Origin of the sequence: Acinetobacter sp. YH12129 (assembly GCF_013418685.1) — a bacterium.
Classification (GTDB): Bacteria; Pseudomonadota; Gammaproteobacteria; order Pseudomonadales; family Moraxellaceae; genus Acinetobacter; species Acinetobacter amyesii.
The window spans coordinates 23,655-45,244 of record NZ_VPBP01000027.1 but is presented as its reverse complement, the minus strand read 5'-3'; the positions used below and the strand labels follow the sequence as shown (position 1 = coordinate 45,244).

The 21,590-nt window shown below is 38.6% G+C and carries 24 protein-coding genes and 2 pseudogenes; 10 read left to right on the top strand and 16 right to left on the bottom strand.

Features of this window, described 5'->3' with window-relative positions; all coding sequences use genetic code 11:
- Window positions 1-186 precede the first annotated feature (186 nt).
- Entirely contained in the window at window positions 187-432 is a 246-nt protein-coding gene (locus FTU65_RS12835) for a type II toxin-antitoxin system RelB/DinJ family antitoxin (protein WP_000246755.1), read from the top strand.
- Window positions 422-714, top strand: a pseudogene (locus tag FTU65_RS12830) (type II toxin-antitoxin system RelE/ParE family toxin). The gene FTU65_RS12835 and the pseudogene FTU65_RS12830 overlap by 11 nt, the downstream one beginning before the upstream one ends.
- Before the next feature lie 127 nt (window positions 715-841).
- Here FTU65_RS12830 and FTU65_RS12825 read toward each other — a convergent pair.
- The 4 genes from FTU65_RS12825 to FTU65_RS12810 form a co-directional block, all read right to left on the bottom strand.
- Window positions 842-1,171, bottom strand: coding sequence for a four-helix bundle copper-binding protein (locus FTU65_RS12825; protein ID WP_016658833.1), 330 nt, complete (start codon window positions 1,169-1,171; stop codon window positions 842-844).
- Window positions 1,172-1,891: 720 nt separating this feature from the next.
- On the bottom strand, window positions 1,892-2,206 hold the full coding sequence (locus FTU65_RS12820; protein ID WP_104505826.1) for a hypothetical protein: 315 nt from the start codon (window positions 2,204-2,206) through the stop codon (window positions 1,892-1,894).
- 38 nt (window positions 2,207-2,244) lie between these two features.
- On the bottom strand, window positions 2,245-2,559 hold the full coding sequence (locus FTU65_RS12815) for a DNA-binding transcriptional regulator (protein ID WP_104505827.1): 315 nt from the start codon (window positions 2,557-2,559) through the stop codon (window positions 2,245-2,247).
- The gene (locus tag FTU65_RS12810; RefSeq protein WP_104505828.1) at window positions 2,540-2,863 is read right to left on the bottom strand and encodes a transcriptional regulator; all 324 of its coding nucleotides are present in this window, start codon (window positions 2,861-2,863) and stop codon (window positions 2,540-2,542) included. Before FTU65_RS12810 ends, FTU65_RS12815 begins: the two co-directional genes overlap by 20 nt.
- A gap of 88 nt (window positions 2,864-2,951) precedes the next feature.
- On the opposite strand from FTU65_RS12810, the pseudogene FTU65_RS12805 reads away from it, so the two are divergent.
- Window positions 2,952-3,047, top strand: a pseudogene (locus tag FTU65_RS12805) (transposase domain-containing protein); the annotation flags it as partial.
- Between the two features lie 84 nt (window positions 3,048-3,131).
- On the opposite strand, the gene FTU65_RS12800 reads toward FTU65_RS12805, so the two are convergent.
- A complete protein-coding gene (locus FTU65_RS12800; protein WP_179994539.1) occupies window positions 3,132-4,457 on the bottom strand; it encodes an ISNCY family transposase in 1,326 nt (441 codons plus the stop codon).
- Between the two features lie 210 nt (window positions 4,458-4,667).
- Here FTU65_RS12800 and FTU65_RS12795 point away from each other — a divergent pair, with 210 nt between their 5' ends.
- The 4 genes from FTU65_RS12795 to adeS all read left to right on the top strand — a co-directional run bounded on the left by FTU65_RS12795 (window position 4,668) and on the right by adeS (window position 7,528).
- Window positions 4,668-5,081 carry a hypothetical protein gene (locus FTU65_RS12795; protein WP_070155403.1) on the top strand — a complete coding sequence of 138 codons (414 nt, stop codon included), beginning with the start codon at window positions 4,668-4,670 and terminating at the stop codon, window positions 5,079-5,081.
- A gap of 2 nt (window positions 5,082-5,083) precedes the next feature.
- Entirely contained in the window at window positions 5,084-5,398 is a 315-nt protein-coding gene (locus FTU65_RS12790; protein ID WP_070155405.1) for a hypothetical protein, read from the top strand.
- Window positions 5,399-5,703: 305 nt separating this feature from the next.
- Entirely contained in the window at window positions 5,704-6,432 is a 729-nt protein-coding gene (gene adeR, locus FTU65_RS12785) for an efflux system response regulator transcription factor AdeR (protein ID WP_032073130.1), read from the top strand.
- Complete coding sequence (adeS, locus tag FTU65_RS12780) at window positions 6,422-7,528, top strand: two-component sensor histidine kinase AdeS (protein WP_032073131.1); 1,107 nt, start codon at window positions 6,422-6,424, stop codon at window positions 7,526-7,528. Before adeR ends, adeS begins: the two co-directional genes overlap by 11 nt.
- 103 nt (window positions 7,529-7,631) lie before the next feature.
- Here the strand turns inward: adeS and FTU65_RS12775 are convergent, their stop codons facing one another.
- The 6 genes from FTU65_RS12775 to FTU65_RS12750 form a co-directional block, all read right to left on the bottom strand.
- The gene (locus FTU65_RS12775) at window positions 7,632-9,146 is read right to left on the bottom strand and encodes an MFS transporter (protein ID WP_032073148.1); all 1,515 of its coding nucleotides are present in this window, start codon (window positions 9,144-9,146) and stop codon (window positions 7,632-7,634) included.
- Window positions 9,147-9,259: 113 nt separating this feature from the next.
- Window positions 9,260-12,364, bottom strand: a complete 3,105-nt coding sequence (locus FTU65_RS12770; RefSeq protein WP_373685657.1) for a multidrug efflux RND transporter permease subunit — start codon at window positions 12,362-12,364, stop codon at window positions 9,260-9,262.
- Entirely contained in the window at window positions 12,361-13,524 is a 1,164-nt protein-coding gene (locus tag FTU65_RS12765) for an efflux RND transporter periplasmic adaptor subunit (protein ID WP_032073150.1), read from the bottom strand. Before FTU65_RS12765 ends, FTU65_RS12770 begins: the two co-directional genes overlap by 4 nt.
- Window positions 13,525-13,758: 234 nt before the next feature.
- A complete protein-coding gene (locus FTU65_RS12760) occupies window positions 13,759-15,426 on the bottom strand; it encodes an IS66 family transposase (RefSeq protein ID WP_180066854.1) in 1,668 nt (555 codons plus the stop codon).
- A gap of 74 nt (window positions 15,427-15,500) precedes the next feature.
- Window positions 15,501-15,836, bottom strand: coding sequence for an IS66 family insertion sequence element accessory protein TnpB (gene tnpB / locus FTU65_RS12755; protein ID WP_004828548.1), 336 nt, complete (start codon window positions 15,834-15,836; stop codon window positions 15,501-15,503).
- Entirely contained in the window at window positions 15,833-16,216 is a 384-nt protein-coding gene (locus FTU65_RS12750; RefSeq protein ID WP_180066852.1) for a transposase, read from the bottom strand. The genes tnpB and FTU65_RS12750 overlap by 4 nt, the downstream gene beginning before the upstream one ends.
- A 317-nt stretch (window positions 16,217-16,533) precedes the next feature.
- On the opposite strand from FTU65_RS12750, the gene FTU65_RS12745 reads away from it, so the two are divergent.
- Window positions 16,534-17,130: a LysE family translocator gene (locus FTU65_RS12745; protein ID WP_074163998.1), complete on the top strand. Its 597-nt coding sequence runs from the start codon at window positions 16,534-16,536 to the stop codon at window positions 17,128-17,130.
- Window positions 17,131-17,157: 27 nt separating this feature from the next.
- Here FTU65_RS12745 and FTU65_RS12740 read toward each other — a convergent pair whose 3' ends face one another.
- The 3 genes from FTU65_RS12740 to FTU65_RS12730 all read right to left on the bottom strand — a co-directional run bounded on the left by FTU65_RS12740 (window position 17,158) and on the right by FTU65_RS12730 (window position 18,691).
- Complete coding sequence (locus FTU65_RS12740; protein WP_032073151.1) at window positions 17,158-17,976, bottom strand: AraC family transcriptional regulator; 819 nt, start codon at window positions 17,974-17,976, stop codon at window positions 17,158-17,160.
- A gap of 130 nt (window positions 17,977-18,106) precedes the next feature.
- A complete protein-coding gene (locus FTU65_RS12735; RefSeq protein ID WP_000985610.1) occupies window positions 18,107-18,388 on the bottom strand; it encodes an addiction module antidote protein in 282 nt (93 codons plus the stop codon).
- Window positions 18,389-18,691, bottom strand: coding sequence for a type II toxin-antitoxin system RelE/ParE family toxin (locus FTU65_RS12730; protein ID WP_154320144.1), 303 nt, complete (start codon window positions 18,689-18,691; stop codon window positions 18,389-18,391).
- Between the two features lie 249 nt (window positions 18,692-18,940).
- Between FTU65_RS12730 and FTU65_RS12725 the strand changes: the two genes are divergently transcribed.
- Window positions 18,941-19,150, top strand: a complete 210-nt coding sequence (locus FTU65_RS12725) for a hypothetical protein (protein ID WP_004976362.1) — start codon at window positions 18,941-18,943, stop codon at window positions 19,148-19,150.
- Between the two features lie 249 nt (window positions 19,151-19,399).
- Window positions 19,400-20,854: a SulP family inorganic anion transporter gene (locus tag FTU65_RS12720; RefSeq protein ID WP_026438532.1), complete on the top strand. Its 1,455-nt coding sequence runs from the start codon at window positions 19,400-19,402 to the stop codon at window positions 20,852-20,854.
- A gap of 110 nt (window positions 20,855-20,964) precedes the next feature.
- Here the strand turns inward: FTU65_RS12720 and FTU65_RS12715 are convergent, their stop codons facing one another.
- A complete protein-coding gene (locus FTU65_RS12715) occupies window positions 20,965-21,255 on the bottom strand; it encodes an addiction module antidote protein (RefSeq protein ID WP_004969304.1) in 291 nt (96 codons plus the stop codon).
- Window position 21,256: 1 nt separating this feature from the next.
- Window positions 21,257-21,553 carry a type II toxin-antitoxin system RelE/ParE family toxin gene (locus FTU65_RS12710; RefSeq protein WP_004647749.1) on the bottom strand — a complete coding sequence of 99 codons (297 nt, stop codon included), beginning with the start codon at window positions 21,551-21,553 and terminating at the stop codon, window positions 21,257-21,259.
- Window positions 21,554-21,590 lie beyond the last annotated feature (37 nt).

Here is a 21,590-nt window from a genome sequence, read left to right as displayed (position 1 = left end):
CCGAGTCGTAAAGCTCAGAAAGCTAGCAATGAACAAAGAAATTTAAATCCTGTTCTTGACTCTTGCAGTTAAAAACAGGACATTTTAAATGGTTTATCGCATAGACATTTTAATTGGTGAATAACACGACTTGTAATGCAATTTGCATTACAATATTCCTAGTACATTAAATACTTGGGAAATATGATGGCTACTGTTAACTTCAGGATCGATGAAGCCCTTAAAGAAAAATCTTATTCAATCCTTAAAGAGCAAGGTATTGCACCTACTGATTTCTTCACTAGTATTCTTGAGTATGTTGCTACGACTGGGAAACTGCCTGTCAAAAAAGCTTTGCTTTCGGAAGAAGATGAAGAATTATTAGCTCTTGTCCGTAAGCGCATTAATGATCCTAAAGAGATGTTTGAGGAAGTCACATTAGATGACTTATAAGCTTTTACGTCACAAGGACTTTACAGCAGAATGGGAAAACTCCCTGTTGCTATACGAGATCAATTTAAAAAGAAACTAGCCAAAGTCATAGAGCAGCCACATATTCCAAAGAATATGCTTAGAGGCGATCTTGCAGGTTGCTATAAAATCAAATTATTAAAAGCTGGTGTCCGACTTGTCTATCAAGTTAAAGATGATCAGGTAGTTATCCTGCTCATTACCGTCGGAAAACGAGCTGATAGCATAGTTTATGACGAAGCGAAAAAGCGAATTAAAGACTAAAAATGGGAGCTTAAAGCTCCCATTTTTGGCTTCGTATAAGGTGTATTATGTTAATTTTAGGAAAGGCTCTAGACTAGCAGAATGATTATGTTAGTCTAGAGCATATAATTAACATTATTGAAGTATTTTACATGGCAATTTTTCGACATTCTTCTGCACACTGACGGCAAGCCTCAGCACATTTTTTACAATGATCATGTGAATGTTTTTCACACTCTTCCGCACAATATTCACAGATCTTAGCACAAAGCTCACAAATCTCTTTGAGGAAAGGTGAGTTATGTTGTTGCATACGCACACATAACTGACAAATATCTGCACATTCTAGACAACGTTGAATACATTCACGCATCATCTCTAAATCTTTTTCTTTTAAACAAGAAGTTGCACATTCAGTACAAATAAGTGAACAGTTTGTACATGCAGAAATACACTTTGAAAATTCCGTATTAATCATTTTTTACTCTCAACTTATATAATCAAAGAAATAATTAAAACATAATTTTTTTCTACTAATTATTTTAAATTATTAGTAAATGTAATACATAATGTTAATTTATATGAATAATGTTAATTTTAACTAAATCTTATTTATATTCCAAATTATTAAAAAACAGTTTTTAATTAGGATAGATGATCAAGTATCAAAAGCAGCTATTCTTAAAATAACTGCAATAATTTTATCACTTTAAAAATAGATTTTCCCTCTATTTAACATAATGGCGATTATACGAAGTACACTTGTATATTAATATAAATATCAATCACTTGAAAATTTAGCCATGACTAAGAAAAAGCAAAAAATCGGCTTTTGTAATAAGTTGGTGAGTTTTTAAGCAGATCTGTAATATTTTGCCAGTAAATTTGATTAAAAAACGATCAATTTGGCAATCAGTGCCCATTTCATCGGCTTTCAGGATCCGAAACTATCCCCAATGGCTGTGGATAAAATTTAGGCTATTTTGTACGCCCTGGCGCACAACAATCTCGGCTCTTTGCGGCTACCAGGAACAGTGGAATTTTCCTATGATGAACTCATCAGGAACAGGAAGTTCCAAACAACAAGAATAAGAAAGATCGCACCAGGAGCGTGAGGTAAGACAGGAGTCATACCTAGCAACCCAATATGAGAAACCCCGGCAGGATGCTGGGGTTTTTTATTGTCTGCATTTAAGGTCTAATCAGTCTTAGCCAATTCATTTTGGTTGATAAGTTTAATCAGCGCATTTTGAACAAACTCATCAAGTTCAATCCCTTTTTCTTTTATGATGGTTTCTATCTTTGCTAGCGTTTCACTTTCTAATTCGAACTCGATTTCTGCTGATGTTTCCATGAGTAAATCATAGTTATTTTCGACTATCTTTTTAAAGGTTTCTTCTAGATCTTTTGTTGATGGAATATTGAAAGATAAGCGTAATGAGCTATTGATAATTTCAATATGGGTATACCCTAAATATTCAGTACTTTTTCCCACAAATCCTAAGTGCTTCATAAAAAACCTTAAATAAATATAGTAGAGAGCTGTCTAAATTAAGCCAGACTCTCTTTTACAAATTTTGGATCAACAATAAATAATCGAATAAGGGATGTTGCTGCTCCTGATGGTCTTCTCGCACCTTGTTCCCATGATTCAAGAGTACGTCTTGATACGCCAAGAATCTTAGCAAACTGATCTTGTGTTAGTTGAGCCTTTCTACGAGCTAACGCTACATCTGTCTCAGTGATTACGGTTCTTTTCGCTGCATTACTAGTAAGCATATCGTCGATGCCTTGTAATATTTCAGCTTCAATATCCCTAGTTGCTTCAAAAGCCTCAAGTTCTTTTTCAGTCATTAAACGAGTCATTTAGTTTCTCCACTAATGCTTGAAGAGTCTTCTTACTAAGCTGTACAGTTTGCTTTTTACTGTACAAGGTTAATAACCAAATCTCTCCATTTGCTAAACGATTAAAGTAGATGACTCTGACACCACCACTTTTACCTCTACCACCGCTAGTCCATCTAATCTTACGAATACCACCTGCATTAGGCTCTACATCTCCTGCTTCAGGATTTAATGCTAAGAATGTTTTGAATTCCTCATATTCTTCCTGAGTCCAATAAACAAGACAGTATTTAGTAAATAATGGAGTCTCACATATTGTATACATTGATTGCATTCATACTACCTTGTAGTAGTTTATTTTATACTACTTTGTGGTATTTTTAAATGATAATTCTTAGTTCTCAGGATTAAATGCCTATTTAAGTGATGTGCTGAAAAGGTTGCCGACACATAAAGTGACTCAGATTGAAGAATTGCTACCACACCGCTGGAAACCTGAACCGAATTAAAAAATAGGCATGGGGTTCAGCGGACGCTTACGTTCTGTTATTCCAAAGTAGAAATGTCCTATCTTAAAACCAAATAGAAATGTCCTATACAGACATTTCCAAGTCAAGCACAGGATTCAGATTTCGTTGTTGAATTGCTGTTTTCTGTGCACGTCTTCTTGGCATAGATTGAGAACGATTGCGTTTGTATTGCTGTTCCAATTCTTCATGCTGTTGTTGAATATGATTGAGAACAGCACCTAAACGTTTATTCTCAACAATCTCTCGCTGGTTAAGCTGACTTAATTTATCGAAGATGCTGTAATTGATTTTTCTTCCCTGATATTCAATCGCGACTGTACCATCCGGGTATTCTAGGAACTCAAGATACTTACCAATCAATCTTTGGTTTTCTTCCGTGTTTTCCAGGAGATATACGCATTTATCATAAGTAATCGTCAGGCTATTCGTGACTCTGCGGGGTTCACGCCAAGTAAAAACATCATCTAACTCCTCAGCAGTTTCAGTAACAGTCCGGTGTAAATCCTTGGGATTAAAAGCCATCTTGGCGAACTTCTGATTGAACTGCTCAATGAAGCAGGGTAGCCAGGCATTCGCTTGCTCAATCGAACAGATGCCTTCCAGGCGCATTTCTTTGATCAGACGGTCCTGAAGCGTTCTATTGGCCCGTTCTACACGGCCTTTGGCCTGTGGTGAATTAGCGAAGATAATATCGATATTCAGGGTGCTGAGTACGCGCCCAAACTGGGTAATCTTGGTGTCTTTCTTACTGCTTTGATTCACCCTGAAGACTGAATGTTTATCGCTGTAAAATGCCAACGGCTTACCATGCTGCTCAATATACAAACGTGTTGAAATCATATAGTCAAAGGCTGATTCTGATTCACAGAAGCGTAAATGCTGCAATTTTCCTGTGGCATCATCGATAAATACCAGCAGACAGCATTTAGGGGCTCGACCTTCAAACCAGTCATGGTGTGAGCCATCGATTTGGATCAGTTCACCATAACAGTCCCGGTTATAACGAGGCTGATACGGGCGTTTCAGACGCTTGGCGCGAGGAATCCATAAATCGGCTGCAATCATCCAGGAACGCAGTGTTTCCACTGAAATATCAAAGCCATGAACGGTGGTGAGCTTTTCATGCGCTAAAGTGGGTCCGAAACCATGCAGTTGATCAGAAACAATATTGAGGCACTTGAGTCTGAGCTCTTCAGGAAGCCTGGAATTGCTGATTTGACCACGACCGGCATGGGCTAATGCAGCTGGGCCTTGAGCTTTGTATTTTTGCAATAAACGTCTGATCTGACGCTCTGAAATATGAAGTAGCTGAGCAGCTTGGGACTGGGTTATGCGTTGATCACAGATTTCCTGCAAGACCGACAATCGTTTAAGTTCTTTATCCGACATAGACACCAACATATCAAACCGTCCGCTAAGAAAATTGCAAAAGTGCATATTCTAAAAGCGGACATTTTTACTTTGGAGAAACCGGACATTTCTACTTTGGGCTTACACGTTCAATTCGTATAACCACCATTATGTTAAATAGAATCAAAAAACCTCCAATAAAATCGTTATAGTATTATTATTTATTGAGTAGATAAGAGAATTAAATTAGTGAAATACTCAAATGAACAAATAGTAAAAGCACTCTTACTTGCTCCTTTACCTTTACTTTTTTTAACAACAGTCCTGTTTATCGCAGTGAATCACGAATACAGCCTATACTCGATTTTCGTAGTTCTTGTAGGACACGGTCTTATTTACTTGGCTTATTGTATTTTGACTGTGCCTTTTAGCTACATATTCTCAATTCTTTTAAATCGTTATAACAGTCTTAATTTATTAACCATCTGTATTACCTCTCTAATTATTGCTACTCCATTTTTTATTCTTTTAGGATGGGGGCATACTGGAAAGATTGCTGAAGATTGGTGGAAGATGTATACCAATACATGGGCTAGCTTTCTGGCTCTATTTCCTGGCTTATGTTATTGGCTGTTTTTAATTAACTTAAAAGATAAAGAATAGTTATGAAAAAAATATTATATTTTAATTTTTTAGCGATTATTTTGACTTACGTATCTTTGCTTTATCAAAAAAATATATTAGTTGCTCGCATAGTTGTAGATAAGCTTGAAAAAGTTAAAGTCATAGCTGGGGGATTTCCTCTCCAGTTCCTTATAGATGGTGAAACCTCTCCAGTCGGAAGTATAAGTATCAATCCTTTATTTATTTTCATCGGCATGGATCAATTTGTTTTTCTCAATTTTTTTATTGATTATTTATTTTGGATAAGTATTTTATTTGCTTTTTCTATGATTGTGAAAAAGTACAGAATTGTATAGATCTTCTAAAATTAACATAATACACGTTATACGAAGTTGAAAAATTGAGACTATAGCCTTAATTTTTATGTATTTTTTTAATTTAACACCTAGGCCAGTGCCTAGGTTTTTTCTGTTATTCATCTCGTATAACAGCCATTATGTTAAATGAATGATAATTGACATTTTGTTCATTAATACTGATATGCAACGAATTTTATTATATGTCACCCCTCAATTACAAATATAAATGACTGCTCGTCTAATCATCTCCATTACACAATTAAATGTTAAAATGCATAGCTACTTCATCTAAGATAAAATATATGTATCCAAATCTACAGCACAGCTTCGAAAACAGCGTCATTCTCGTTGTAGAAGATGATTATGATATTGGTGACATTCTTGAAAAATACATAAAAAATGAAAACATGCAGGTCATCCGTGCATTGGATGGACAACAAGCTTTAGAGTGCCTAAAAGCCAACTCTATCGACCTGATTCTCCTTGATATTAAATTACCCAAACTAAATGGCTGGGAAATTCTACAAATCATCCGTCAAACAAGTCATTTACCTGTCATTATGCTGACTGCCTTAGATGATCAAGTGAATAAGATCATGGGGCTAAAAATGGGTGCTGATGACTTTATTATTAAGCCATTTAACCCAAACGAAGTGATTGCACGAATACAAGCCGTACTTAGACGAAGTACAAGCCAAAATATGGAAATAACTAATATTATTCGTTATAGAAATATTGAAATTAATCCAGATCATCATCAAGTTTACATTTCAAATGGTCAAAGAAATCAGTTGCTCAACCTTACGTTAACTGAGTATAAGATACTGTTTTTGATGGCAAAAACACCGAATAAAGTCTTTACACGTAATGAATTGATCCAAAACTGTATGCCTGAAAGTGATGCTTTAGATCGCACTGTAGATAGCCATATCAGCAAATTACGCAAAAAACTTGAAGAAAATGATGTAAATGGCTTATTAATCAATGTCCGTGGCGTGGGGTATCGCTTAGATCAAAATCATGAAATTTAACTTTTTTAAAAATTCTGTTGGAATTAACTTCCAGTTTATTATCATGATGAGCCTATTCAATTTAGGCATTACGCTGTTATCTTTCATGATTGGCTATTTTGTTTATAGCTGGGCGATAAAAATAGGTTTTCTAAATACACAAGTTATTAATTCAAATGAATTTTCAGTTACCTCCGTTGACTTTATCTGGCTGTTTTTAGTGCTATTAACAGGCTTTTTTCTTTCTACTATCCTCGCCTTTAAATATGGAAAACGCTATACACAGCCAATTAGTGATTTAGCAGATGTTATTCAACAAATTCAACAAGGCAATTTAGCACTCAGAATTAAACAGCCACATCATGATATTCCACATGAAATCAAGTCTCTTATTGAGAACTTCAATGAAATGGCAAACCAACTTGAAGTATCAGTTAAGAATTCAACTGTTTGGAATGCTGCAATTGCACATGAATTACGAACACCTGTGACAATATTACAAGGTCGCTTGCAAGGTATTGTCGATGGTATATTTATTGCCGATAAAGCTTTACACCTAAGCTTATTGAACCAAGTCGAAGGCTTATCTTACCTTGTGGAAGATTTACGGACACTGACACTTATTGAAAATAAACAATTACGATTAGAACTAGAAAAGACCAATTTAAAAAATAGTATTGAAAAATGTCTGCAGATGTTTAATGAACGGTTTCATGTTAAAGGTTTAACTATTGTTTTAAATTTGACGGATAAATTGGTTTGCGTTGATATAAGAAGGATGGAACAGGTCTTTATTGCATTGTTCTCTAACTTTCTAAGATATTCGAATGCTGGAAAAATAAATATTACATCTGTAACCACAGCAGAACATTGGGTATTGACGTTTGAAGATGAAGGTCCTGGTATTGATGAATCGCATCTTAAACACCTGTTCAAACCCTTCTATCGACTGGAAGACTCTAGATCATGTCTAGATGGCGGTACTGGATTAGGCTTGGCAGTGATTGATGCAATTATTGAAGCACACCAAGGTCATATTTATTATTCTAAATCCAAAAACTTAGGTGGCAGCTGTTTTACTATTCAACTAAATCGTAAGACATCAACTCATTTATAATGTGTTAAGTTCAGATTAATACGGCTTAATTTAAACCATAAATTTAAGATAAATTGATGTCTGAACTTAACCATTCTGTTTGATGATCCTCAAATAAATTTCATCACAATGAATTCTCATCTCGATATTTAGCTAGCATAAAAAATACCACAATGGAGAGTATCCCGATGATAATCCCTGCTGTTAATAATAAATTAACATGAGCTGAACTGAAGGCAATTTTACCTGCGTTAATCAATGCTGTACCTTGTTCAACGGGTAACTGGCTCGCCACTAAATAGGTATCACCAATCGAAAGTCTGGCTTTTTCTGCTAAAACAGCAGTTAAATCTGACGGCACTTGAAGATGACTGCCAAATATATAGGCCATGAAAACACCAAATAAAGTAATACCTAGTCCTGTACCCAGTTCATAACCTGTACTTTCAAGTGAACCTGCCGCACCGCCCTTTTCTGCAGGTACTGAGCCCATGATCGCAATGGATGAAGCTGTTAAACCAATACTCAGTGTTAATCCAATCGAAGCTAAAATAAAGGGAACGATGATTCCCGGATGATGAAAATCTGAATAACTCAAACTGACCAACGCAATTGCTGCCAATATTAATGACATGGTCGCAACCAGACGGAGTCCAAATTTATTGGATAAAAAACCAGCAATAGGCCCGCCAATAGCGGCCGCAACCATAATCGGAACCATAAAAAGACCGGCTTGCAGCGGTGTTAAACGAATGACATATTGCAGCTCCATTGCCAAAGTTAACTCAACCCCTGCCAAAGCGCCTGCAGCAACCATTGCCATAATAATGCCGGCTAAAATAGCAGGACGTGAAAATAGCGAAAGATCTAGCATCGGCTGAGGAGAATTCAGCTGTTTGCGTACAAATATGGTTAATAAGCCGATAGATAAAACGACCAAAGGCAAGACAATCAACAACGACTGTTTACCGCCTAAGCCTGCTTTTAGTGCATATACAAACGAAATCAAACCGACAATCAGCAATAGCGCTTGACCAAATGCCCAATGTCCAGGGGTTATAGCTTCTTTTCGGGACAATAAGAAATAGCACATTGGTGCGACAACCAGCATGATTGGGACGTTAATCAGGAAAACTGAACCCCACCAGAAATATTCTAACAATCCCCCACCAATGAGCGGTCCAATGGCGGCACCGGCTGATCCGATTGTGCCCCAAATACCCAGCGCAATGGCACGTTCGCGACTGTCTTCGAAGGTTCTGCGAATAATACCCAATACACAGGGCATAATCATGGCACCGCCTAATGCTAATAAAGCACGTGCGGCAATCAGCATAGAAGCCGTTTGGGAAAATGCCGCAAGGACTGAGGCAATTCCAAATATAACCAAGCCAATCAGCAGAATCTTACGATTGCCGACACGATCAGCCAAAGTTCCCATCGGAACTAAAAGTCCAGCCATAAGTAATGGATAAATATCAATAATCCATAAGACTTGGTTACTTGTGGCACTCAGCGATTGGGTTAATGAGGGAACCGCAACATGCAGTACAGTCATATCAATCACAATCGGCAGAAATGCAAGCACGACAGCGAGCAATATCCACCAGCGTTTCGGATCAAGATTGGTAGCTTTCATGATTAAACCTATATTGATGGTTTATTAAATCAATTCTGAAATAAAGATGTAAATGAAAGATTTGTTGTGGGCTAAACTCGTTAACCCACAGCTTTTATTCTCAGTTTTGATGCTTAATGTGCCGCTTTACGTTTCGAGAATTTCTCAACCATGCTCATGACGACAATAAAGAAAATCGGTACAAAAATAACAGCTAGAATTGTTGCGCTGATCATGCCGCCAAAGACGCCTGTACCAATCGCTTTTTGAGTTTCAGAACTAGCGCCACTGGCAATGACTAAAGGAATAACGCCACAGGTAAATGCCAAAGATGTCATTAGGATTGGACGTAAGCGCAATTTAGCGGCTGCAACGGTTGCCTCCACTAAACCCATTCCTTCTTCTCTTAGTGCTTTTGCAAACTCAACAATCAAAATAGCATTCTTTGCAGATAGACCAATAATCGTGATCATGCCGACCTTAAAGAAAATATCATTTGGCATACCACGTAACATTACTGCTAAAAAGGCGCCAATCAACCCTAGAGGGACAACTAGCATCACAGAGAATGGAATTGACCAGCTTTCATAAAGCGCTGCCAAGACAAGGAAAACGACTAACATCGACAACAGTAATAAAAACAAGGTTTGTGATTCCGACTGTTTTTCTTCTAGAGAAATCCCAGTCCACTCATAACCCACACCTTTCGGAAGTTGTTCAATCAAATTTTCCATCTCAGTCATGGCTTGTCCTGAAGATATACCTGCTGCTGGACTGCCAGAAATACTCAATGATGGACGACCGTTGTAACGATTGTATTGTTGTGGGGAATGTTGCCAAATTGGAGTAATTATTTCAGACATTGAAACCAATTTACCGCTTTGACTGTTCACCTTAATCTGAAGAATATCTTCAATACTCATGCGTGATTTGGCATCAAGTTGCACAATGACTTGCTGCATACGGTCATGATTTGGAAAATCATTGATATACATCGAACCCATTGAGGTTGAAATAATATCGGTCACATCACTGAAATTAACACCTAATGCCTGCAATTTATCTCTATCAATTTTAAGCTGTACAGAACTGCCTTCTGGCAAACCTTCAGGATAGACCTCCGCCACGATTTTACTTTGTGCTGCTAATGCTAAAAGCTGATCTTGTGCTTCTCTTAAAGCAGGCATGCCAATATTGCCACGATCTAATAATCTCAGTGAAAAACCAGATGAGTTACCCAATTCATCAATTGCTGGTGGTAACACAGACATGGTTTGACCTTCTGAACTTTCAGCCATCGCTATATTGGCATTATTCACGACTTCTTGTGCCGTAATAGTACGCTCTTCGAATGGCAATAGATTGGTAAAATACATCGCTGTATTCTGACCAGATCCACTAAAACCAAAACCTAAGACCGCCATATTGTCTTTAATCCCCGTTTCTTGGTCTAAATAATTTTGAAACTCAGCAACGACTTTACGGGTACGTTCTTGAGTTGCATCCGCAGGAAGTTGAATCGAAGTCATAAACCACCCCTGATCTTCTTCTGGCATAAACGCAGTCGGAACGTGTTTAAAACTAAAAATCAGCACAATGACAATGCCTAAGAAACATAACATTGCGAGGGTTTTATGTTTAATTACTTTAAATAAACTGCGTTCATAGCGATTGTTCAGCTTCTCAAAACTGCGATCAAACGATGCAAAAACACCCTTTTTCTGATGGTCTTGATCAATCGGTTTTAACATCGTTGCACATAACGCAGGGGTTAATGTCAGTGCAAGGAAAGCTGAGAATAAAATTGAAACCGACATGGTAATGGTGAACTGACGATAGATAATCCCCACTGAGCCTGACGCCAATGCCATCGGCAAGAATACAGCGGCTAACACTAAGGTGATGCCAATAATCGGATTGGTAATTTCCTTCATGGCTTTAGATGTGGCTTCAACTGGAGATAAGCCTTCTGTCGCCATAATGCGTTCAACATTCTCAATGACCACAATCGCATCATCGACAATAATCCCGATCGCAAGCACCATACCGAACATGGTCAGCACATTAATCGAAAAACCAGCAAGCAGCATGACTGAGAATGTGCCAAGCAATGCAATCGGTGCAACAATCGCCGGAATTAAGGTGTATCGAACATTGTGTAAAAAGATAAACATGACAATAAAAACTAATGCCATAGCTTCAAGCAATGTCATGATTACTTTTTCAATCGAGATTTTTACAAAAGGTGCAGTGTCGTAAGGTATAGAGAATTTCATACCATCAGGCAGTGCTGAACCTAACTGTTCAATTTTCGCTTTAACACCTTCTGCAGTCTTGACAGCGTTGGCACCAGGACTCATTTGTATCGCCACAGCTGTAGAGGCTTTGCCATTTTCTAAAATCGCAAAGTTATACATCTGTGCCCCGATTTCGACACGAGCGACATCCGACAGTCGAACATTGGCGCCATTTTGTTGAGCACGTAAACTAATTTTCTTGAATTGCTCTACAGTTTCTAATTGACCTTGAGCAGTTAAAGGAATAGTAATTTGTTGCCCCGTCAAAGCAGGAACATCACCAATACGACCTGGTGATATCGGCAAGTTTTGGTTTTGGATGGCTGTATTCACATCTTGAATACTCAATCCATAAGAAACCAAACGATCTGGATCGACCCAAATCCGCATGGCTTTTTCAGCACCAAAATTTTGGACTTTACCAACACCGTCAACCCGCTTTAATTCTTCAATCACATAGCGAGTCATATAGTCACTGACATCAATTTCACTATATTTGCCATTCGGTGAACTTAAGCCCACCATCATTAAAAAACCAGACGACGCAGCATCGACCATCAGCCCTTGTTGTCGCACTGTTTGAGGTAAGCGTGACTCAATGGCTTTAATTTTGTTTTGCACATCAATTTGTGCAAGTTCTACATCTGTACCTGGTTTAAATGTTGCGGTGATTGTTGCTGTTCCAGAACTATCTGAACTTGAACTGTAATAAAGTAAGTTTTTGACACCTGACATTTCCCGCTCAATCAAGGTCACAACACTATCATTCAATGTTTTTGGCGTAGCACCTGGATAGATTGCCGTAATACTAATCTGTGGTGGCGCAACACTTGGGAATCGTGCAATAGGTAACTTGGGGATGCTTAGTACACCCAACAGAATAATAAATAAAGCAATCACCCATGCAAAAATAGGACGCCTAATGAAAAATTGGGACATTATTGCTGTCCTCCATTTTCCTTAATATTTGTAGGTTGCCACTGCTTAATTTTTAATTTTTGCTCAGGCTGTATACGATCAGCCCCTTCAACAATGACTTTCTCACCTGCTTGTAACCCTTGTTTGATCACATAGTTATTTTGATAACGTTGACCAAGCTGAACAGGCTTGCTTTGCGCTAAACCTTTTTGATTAACAATCGTAACATTGGCTTTACCACTAATATCATGTTGAATCGCTTGTTCTGGAACTAGGAGCGCATTTTCAACTTGAGCTCGGCTCATATTGACTCGAACATACATGCCTGGCAAAAGTTTTTGATTTTCATTATTGGCTAAAATACGGATTGTGACATCACCCGTATCAGGATCAACTTTAGTATCCGAAAATAGGATTTCACCTGTAACGTTATAAGGTTTACCCTGACTATTTAGGATTTCAACCGTATGTTTGGTATTTGACACGTCACCTTGCTGTAAAGCTTCCTGTAGTTTTTCATAATCACTAATTGATTGCTTTACATCAACATAGACTTTATTAATCTGTTGTATTACGGCCATTGCATTAGTATCACCTTGACCAACTAATGCACCCTCAGTCACTAAGATTTCACCAATCGTTCCCGAGATAGGGGCTGTAACAGTCGCATATTTAAGATTAAGTTGTTGTCTGCTTAACATGGCTTGCATTTGCGCCACATCGGCTTTTGCTTTTTGATAATCTGCTTCGGTATTGTTGTATTCCTGCTGACTAACCGCATTTACTTTTACTAATTCAGTGTAGCGTTTTAACAGCACCTGCAAACGTGTCACCTCAGCTTGTGCACGGTTTAAAGTGGCTTGATTGCTTTTTACATCTGCCTGAAATATTTCAGAATTCAATTTAAAAAGCGGTTGACCTGCTTGCACATAAGAGCCTTGCTTAAAAAGTACTTTATCAACAATTCCACCTACTTGCGGGCGAATTTCAGCAATACGGTAAGCGACAACACGGCCTGGAAGATTTTCAATTAAATTCATGGAATGCGGTAATACCGTGATGGTACTGACAACCGCTGGTGGCATTTCTGTTGGGGACTGTTCAGCATCTTTGGCTTGTGTACAGCCGATTAAAAGTACAGTTGTAATAAGTATTGAACCTATTAAATGATAATGTGTTGACATGCTTTTTCAGAGGGGGGGTTTTAGATACTACTATTTTGAAATAGCAGTGTTTATGAATTGCTGATGTTGTGTGGAGATTGTGTGGAGATTGTGTGGAGAGATTAAAAGATTTATTTTTTAATGACACGCTTAAACAGCGTGGCTTGTAAATTAGTATAAATAATTTTGTTGTTCTACAATTTTGATCGTATCTTAGTTTTTTCGTAAGCGTCCGCTGAATCCCATGCCTATTTTTTAATTTTGGTCGGATTTCCAGCGGTGTGGCAGTAATTCTTCTATTTGGGTCACTTTATGTGTCGGCAACCTTTTCAGAACATCACTTAAATAGGCATACGGATCCAGCCCATTCAGCTTTGCTGACTGGATTAATGTCATGATATTGGCTGCTCGCTGACCGCTGCGCAGCGAACCTGCAAATAGCCAATTCTTACGTCCCAACGCCCAAGGTCGCATCTGGTTTTCCACCCAATTATTATCTATAGGTAGATTGCCATCATCCAGATAGCGGCTTAAAGCTGGCCAACGCTTCAGAGTGTAATTGATGGCCTTGGCGGTTGGAGAACTCGATGGCACAGTCAGTTGATGTTGGTTAAGCCATTCATACAGTTGTTGCATCACCGGTTGACTATGCTGTTGTCGGTATTCGCGGCGCTGTTCTGCCGTACCATCGGTCTTTTTCCTGAGTTCTGCTTCTATCACATACAGTTTCTGAATCAGCACCAATGCCTGTTCAGCGACCTGACTTTTCCCGGTCACATGCAGTTCATGGAATTTACGACGTGCATGGGCCATGCAGCCCACCTCAATGACCTGGCCTGATTTAAAGCGTGCTTTATAACCACTGTAATCATCACAGACCAGATAGCCCTGCCAGCCTTTCAAGAACTCTGCAGCATGCTGGCCTGAACGACTATCCTGAAAGTCATAGATCACCGCCTGAACTGGATTGTACTGTGTAGTGGCATAGGCCCAGACATAACCTTTCTTCGGTTTTTTATCATTCTCACCCATCCGCATGATGGTGACCGGTGTTTCATCTGCATGCAGCACCTGCTGTTGTAGTACCACCTCTTTTAAGGCATTGGCCAGAGGTTCCAGTTCTACACCGCAGCGACCTATCCAGTCAGATAACGTTGATCTAGAAAGCTCGATTCCCGCCCGCTGATAGATCAGACGTTGACGGTACAGCGGTAAATGATCGGCATACTTCGATACCAGCACATGGCTGAGCAGTTCAGGTGAAGCAATGCCTTTATCAATCACATAGGCGGGCATCGCTTGCTGAGTCAGGGTGTCACACTGATCACAGACCCATTTGCCACGCACATGCTGTTCCTTATAGAACTGTGCCGGTCTGAAATGCAGTTTTTCACTGATATCTTCGCCGATACGACGTAACTGGCAGCCACAACTGCATTGGGTTGATGCAGGTTCATGCTCAATACGGATGGTGTGTAGATGATCCGGCAGCAGTCGACGTTTAGGTTTGTTGACTGTGGCTTTCTGTGTCGCTGCATGGGTTTTATCTGCATTTAATCGTTCTAATTCCAGATCAACGGCTGCGATATCTTCTTCGACCGCCTCATCCCACAGATGGATTTGTTTTGCGGTGAGATGTTCGTTTTTACTGCCGAATTTATGCTGTTTAAACAGCGCCAGTTCATGCTCGTATTTTTGATTGAGAATAGAAAGATGCTGAACTTTAGAATCTAATTGCTGATTGGTGACTTCAAGATGTTGAACTTTGGCATCTAATTGTTGATTTGATACTTCCAGATGTTGAACTTGAGCATCTAATTGTTGTTTATCTTCTGCGAGTTGTTGATGCTGCATCGCCAACTGCTGGGTGAATTCCAGCAGTTGTTCATGGGTCAGTTGGCTTAAATCTGGCAGCGTATTCATGACCGCAGTATGCCTGAGGTCATGAGAAGAATGAAATAGAACGTTTGGAGGATGGCAGAATAGCCGAGCTTGGTTTAGAGCATCGTGACCACCTGCTGTCGTCCAATGCGCTGCCAAGGCAAACCCTGGATTAATGCCTGTAACTGTTCTGGGTTGAGAGCTACGCTTTCACCCTGGTGAACTTTAGCCCAGTGGAATTTTCCCTGTTCCAGCCGCCGGGCACACAGCCAGATGCCCAGTCCATCATGTACCAGCACTTTCATGCGATGGCCACGTTTATTACAGAACAGGTAAGCACAATGCGGTTTAATGTAGCCAAAGGCTCTCACCACCTGAGCCATGACAGTATCCATCCCTGCTCGCATATCCAGAGGTTGGGTAGAAAGCCAGATTTCATCGATACGGATCATGTTGCCAGCACCTTGAGTAATTCTGCCAAGGCAGGTATTTCTGATAATTGCCATTTCAAGCCAATTTCTGCTTTTGAGTGGGGTAAAGTAATTTGAACTTTTAACATGTCAGTAGGAGTAGGATCTAATGGTGCAGAGCAAGATAAGGCAATAAATGCAGGTTTATTCGGTAGTGGTGAGCGATCACTCCCTGGCTTAGCATCAATTAAGCGAATCCATTTGGATACAAGATTTGTATTCAATCCATGTTGCAAAGCGACTGAAGCAATTGAAACGTCCGGTGCTTTACAAGCCTGAACGATCTGCTGTTTAAATTCAGCACTGTATGTTCTTCGTTTTTTCGCAAGAGATGCGATGGATGTCTGATTATTTGTAGTCATAAATTTAAGTCCCCACTTGTTTCTAAGTGGGGACTAAATTAAGGCTTATAGGATGAATTCAGAAGGTGTGTTCAGCGGACGCTTACGTTTTTTCTCATAGTTCATGAACTTTAAAATTCTAAACCAAGACTAATATTTATATAAGCAATTGAAAATACAATACATAGTTTCTTTATACACTTATGAAGTGAACTTTAGGTGAACATAAGTTAAATAGAAATTTTTAATTAGTTCAGCACAAACGTACAATCTTTAAGGCCTATAACTCGATACCGTTCTCTCTTTGATGTTTATTGCTATCTAATTGAGTGAACTCTGTGGAAATATTTCTTTATACATTAAGCGTTATGTATAGCCCAGGCCCTGTAAATTTTATGGGGCTAAATTCTGGCCTTACAGGTCAATTAAAAAAGACTATAGGATTTTACCTAGGCATTGGTTTCGCCATGTTGATCTTATTCGTATTGTTTGGCTATATAGGTGAAGCTGTTATTCCACATGGATTGATTCATTATATTGCTTTAGCGGGTGCAATTTATACATTCTACTTGGCTATAAAAATGATTAGGGCGAATGTAGAAACAACTCAACAGCAAGAAAGCCATCTAACATTCTTAAATGGCTTATTTATTCAGTTATTAAATCCAAAAGCCATTCTCGTCATTCTACCTGTTACGACAATTATGTACCCTGCAGCCAAAATCACAGGAATCATGATCTTGATAGTTTCTTTACTGATTTCACTTGGTGCTGTTGGCGCACCATTCACCTATGCTCTGGTTGGAAAAGTATTAGGCAACAAAATTGCTAATCCTATCTGGTTTAATCGGCTAAATAAGCTGATGGGTATACTCTTGATTTTATCAGGGCTTTTTATGTTCAAAGATTTTCTTAATGGAATAAATCTGCTGTAGGACAAATTAGCCGTTCAAATCGAACGGCTATCTTTTAATATTTATCATTTTCCATTGAGTGGGAGTTAAACCAAATGTTTTTATAAAATGTCTGGTCATATGACTCTGATCAAAAAAGCCTGCATTTAAAGCAGCATTAACAATAGACTCCCCTTGAGCAAGGTAGAACTTAACTGTTTCTAAGCGACGCATGATCATATAACGGTGTGGGCTAGTTCCAAATAATAATCGGAAATCACGAGAAAGGCTCCAGCGGTCACGATCAGCATGTTTCTCTAAATCTGACAAACTTAAGTTTTCATGTGGATACGCCAAAATACACTCACGCGCTCTCTCTGCTGCCTTGTAGTCAAATTTTTTGTTTTGGTTAGATGAAGTATCTGAAATTTCACACAGTGTAGTTGCCAAATCAAATAGAGCATCTTCCTCTTCTAGGGTATCCATATAATTATTTATATTATTTAGAAAGCTATCCATTGCCCTAAACAGGCGAATATCATTACTTAAGCCATGTCTGATAAAAGGCAAAGGTTTACCCTTTAAAATGGTTTGGATCATCGCTGGTTCGATGTAAATCATTCTATAGCGATAGCCATCTAATGTTCCTGATTCACCATCATGCTTTTCATCCGGGTGTAGAACCATAGTCATGCCTGGCAAGCTATGTTGCAATGTACCTTTGTAATGAAAGTTTTGAACTCCGGAAAGAGTCCTGCCAATAGCATAAGTATCATGTCGGTGAGGTTTATAAGCATAATTGGAAAGAAATGCTTCAATTCTTTCTAATTTATGATTTTGAGTGGGGGATCTCACAATCCAATTATTTCCACTGGAGAAATCAGGCATAATTGATGGCCAATTTTTCGTAGATTCTATTGTAGATTATTTTTCACTTTTCCTAAAATTAACATAATACACGTTATACGAAGTTGAAATGAAAAATGGAGCTTAAAGCTCCCTTTTTTACTAGTTTTTTTTAAATTGCTAAGCGTAAATTCAGTGCTTTTACGACTTTAATAACAGTATCAAAGCTTGGATTTACATCGCCAGAAAGTGCTTTATAAAGACTTTCTCGACCTAAACCAGTGTCTCTTGATAATTGAGCCATTCCTTTAGCTTTAGCAATATTACCTAAAGCTTTTGCAATGAATGCCGCATCACCATTAGATTCATCGATACAGGCTTGTAGGTAAGCTTGCATATCTTCTTCTGTTTTAAGATGTTCAGCACTGTCCCATTTGCGAAGTTTGATAGCCATTTACAGCTCCTCCTCTAAATCTTGTGCTAATTGTAGGGCAAGTTTTATATCTTTACTTTGCGTAGACTTGTCTCCGCCTGCTAAAAGAATAACGACCCTTTGCCCTTGCTTACAGTAATAGATCCTGTAGCCAGGTCCAAAGAAGAAACGTAATTCAGAAACACCTTCACCTACTGGTTCAGTATCTCCAAAGTTTCCATCTTCAACCCGATCAATTCGGACTTGTATACGTCTTTTTGCCTGCAGGTCTTTTAACTTAGTAAACCAGTCATCAAAGACTTCAGTGGTATATATTGAGTACATAAGAGTAATGTATCCTATAGGATACATTCATGCAAGAAATAAACTTGAATGTATGGGGCTACAACAGAATTTCGTATAACCACCATTATGTTAAATAGATAGCAGTTGGGAGATTATTTATTCTTTCAATAGACAAAAACTTGCGGAATTTTTCTTAATTTGTAATCCTTGCGGCCAAGGGTGTCTAGCGTAGCTAAGACAGGTATTCGTTATAGTCGGGCCGCTATAATACGGATGACGAGTGCCTGTATGTTTAACCTAAATATCTTTAACAAGATCTCTAGCGAAGTATTGACCATCAAAAATGATCTTGAGCTGAATTCTGAAAATCAACTGATAACTAAGTATAAGACTTCTACTTCTGAAGATTATAAACAGGCTATTGTTTTGATTTTTAAAGAACGTGGCTATACACGTTTGGAAATAGGTCAATTACTTGGGGAGCCAAAAGCTTCATAAAATACCGATTAAACAAAGCTTGGATATAACATCCAGGCTTTATAAAAAAGTACCTAGCTGTTACCCTTGTCCTGATTTTTTTACTCTAAAACGTTCTTTCATCTTATGACACTTACGCCACCTTAAGTTTATTTATCGTCTTAAATCTGTAAATAACTCATCACTGTCTAGTGATGTGGTGTAGTCGTTTGTGTGTTGTATATATCACATCACTAGCCTATCTGAAAAATTAAAAAACAGGCTATGTTTATGTTATCTAATGTCCGAGAACAGTGGTTCTCTAACATCCGTGGGGATGTACTTGCCGGATTAGTCGTCGGTCTTGCACTCATCCCTGAAGCCATCGCATTTTCAATTATTGCAGGTGTAGATCCTAAAGTTGGTCTATACGCATCCTTCTGTATTGCCGTCGTGATTTCTTTCGTAGGTGGTCGTCCTGCCATGATTTCAGCAGCCACTGGTGCAATGGCGCTGCTTATGGTCACATTGGTCAAAGAGCATGGGCTTGAATATCTGCTGGCAGCAACAATTTTGACAGGCGTGATTCAAATATTGGCAGGCTATTTAAAGCTCGCCAAGTTAATGCGGTTTGTATCTAAATCTGTGGTTATTGGATTCGTAAATGCGTTAGCGATCTTAATTTTCATGGCTCAATTGCCTGAACTGATTAATGTGACCTGGCATGTATATGCTTTTGTTGCTTTAGGTTTAGCAATTATTTATCTATTCCCTCTGGTTCCCAAATTAGGAAAATTACTCCCTTCTCCACTAGTCTGCATCATTGCAATCACATTATTGGCAATCGCTTTAGGAATTGATGTACGGACCGTGGGCGATATGGGGTCTTTACCTGACACACTTCCAATGTTCTTGATTCCAGATATTCCTTTGAATATTGAAACATTGATGATTATTTTGCCTTATTCAGTCGCACTGGCGGCTGTAGGTTTACTTGAATCGATGATGACAGCAACTATCGTGGATGAAATGACTGATACGCCAAGTGATAAATATCAGGAATGTAAGGGACAAGGGATTGCGAATATTGCTTCTGGCTTTATGGGTGGCATGGCCGGTTGTGCAATGATTGGTCAATCTATGATTAACGTAAAATCAGGTGGCCTTACACGCTTATCAACATTCTCTGCGGGCATTTTTCTTCTTATTCTGGTTGTATTTATCAGCGACTGGCTCAAAGTGATTCCAATGGCTGCATTGGTAGCGGTAATGATAATGGTCTCTATCAGTACCTTTGAATGGAGTTCTGTCACTCAGTTAAAAGATAATCCTAAGAGTAGTAATATCGTCATGATTGCGACGGTGATTGTAGTTGTTGCTACGCATAACCTGGCTTTGGGTGTGTTAACAGGCGTATTACTTTCAGCCTTGTTCCTGGCGAATAAACTTGAAAATGATATCCAGGTGACAGCATCTTTTGAAGGAATGGCCCGTTTATATGAGTTGAGAGGTCAGATCTTCTTTAGTTCTTCTGAAAAATTCATGCAAGGTTTTGACTTTAAAGAGGATGTAAAGGAGGTGATTATTGATTTGACCCATTCTCACATTTGGGATGTAACATCAGTCGCCATGCTTGATTCTGTTGTAAATAAATTTCAAAAGAATGGTGCGAATGTCACAGTACGTGGTCTAAATGAAGCCAGTTCGATCATGATTGATAAGTATGGGACACATGCCAGAATTTAAGTTTTAAAAATTCTATATTTATATAGAATTTCTAAAATTAACATAATACACCTTATACGAATCTAAAAATGGGAGCCTTTAGCTCCCATTTTTACTATATTTTTAAAGTTTTAAGCGTGTTGTACTGTGAGTTTTAAGCCTAAAGCATTTACTACACGATTAATCGTATCAAAACGTGGTGCTGAATCCTGACGTAGGGCTTTGTAGAGTGCTTCACGCCCAATCCCTGCTTCTTTAGCGATTTGAGTCATGCCACGAGCTTTAGCAATAACACCAAGTGCATGGGCTAATTCAGCTGGATCATTTTCTTCAAGAACCATATTGAGATACATCACAATGTCTTCTTCAGTTTTGAGCGACTCAGCCATATCAAAACTTGGTAAATCAGCGACTTTAACCATTTTAATCCTCCAATGTTTTCGATAGTTTGACTGCCCGATCGATGTCTTGTTGTTGAGTTGATTTATCTCCACCACCAAGCATTACAATCACAACGTCACCATGTTGGATGTAATACATCCTCCATCCAGAACCGAAGAATTCTCTCATTTCCCAAACGCCATCTTGGAGAGGTTTAATGTCTCCCCAGTTTCCACGTTGAACCTTATCTAATCGACGATTCAGGCGGATACGGGTCATATTGTCTTTAATGCCATCCAACCATTCATCAAATTCTGGAAGACGTTTAATTTCAATCATGAGGATTCCTTATCTTCTCACTATATTGTATTCGATC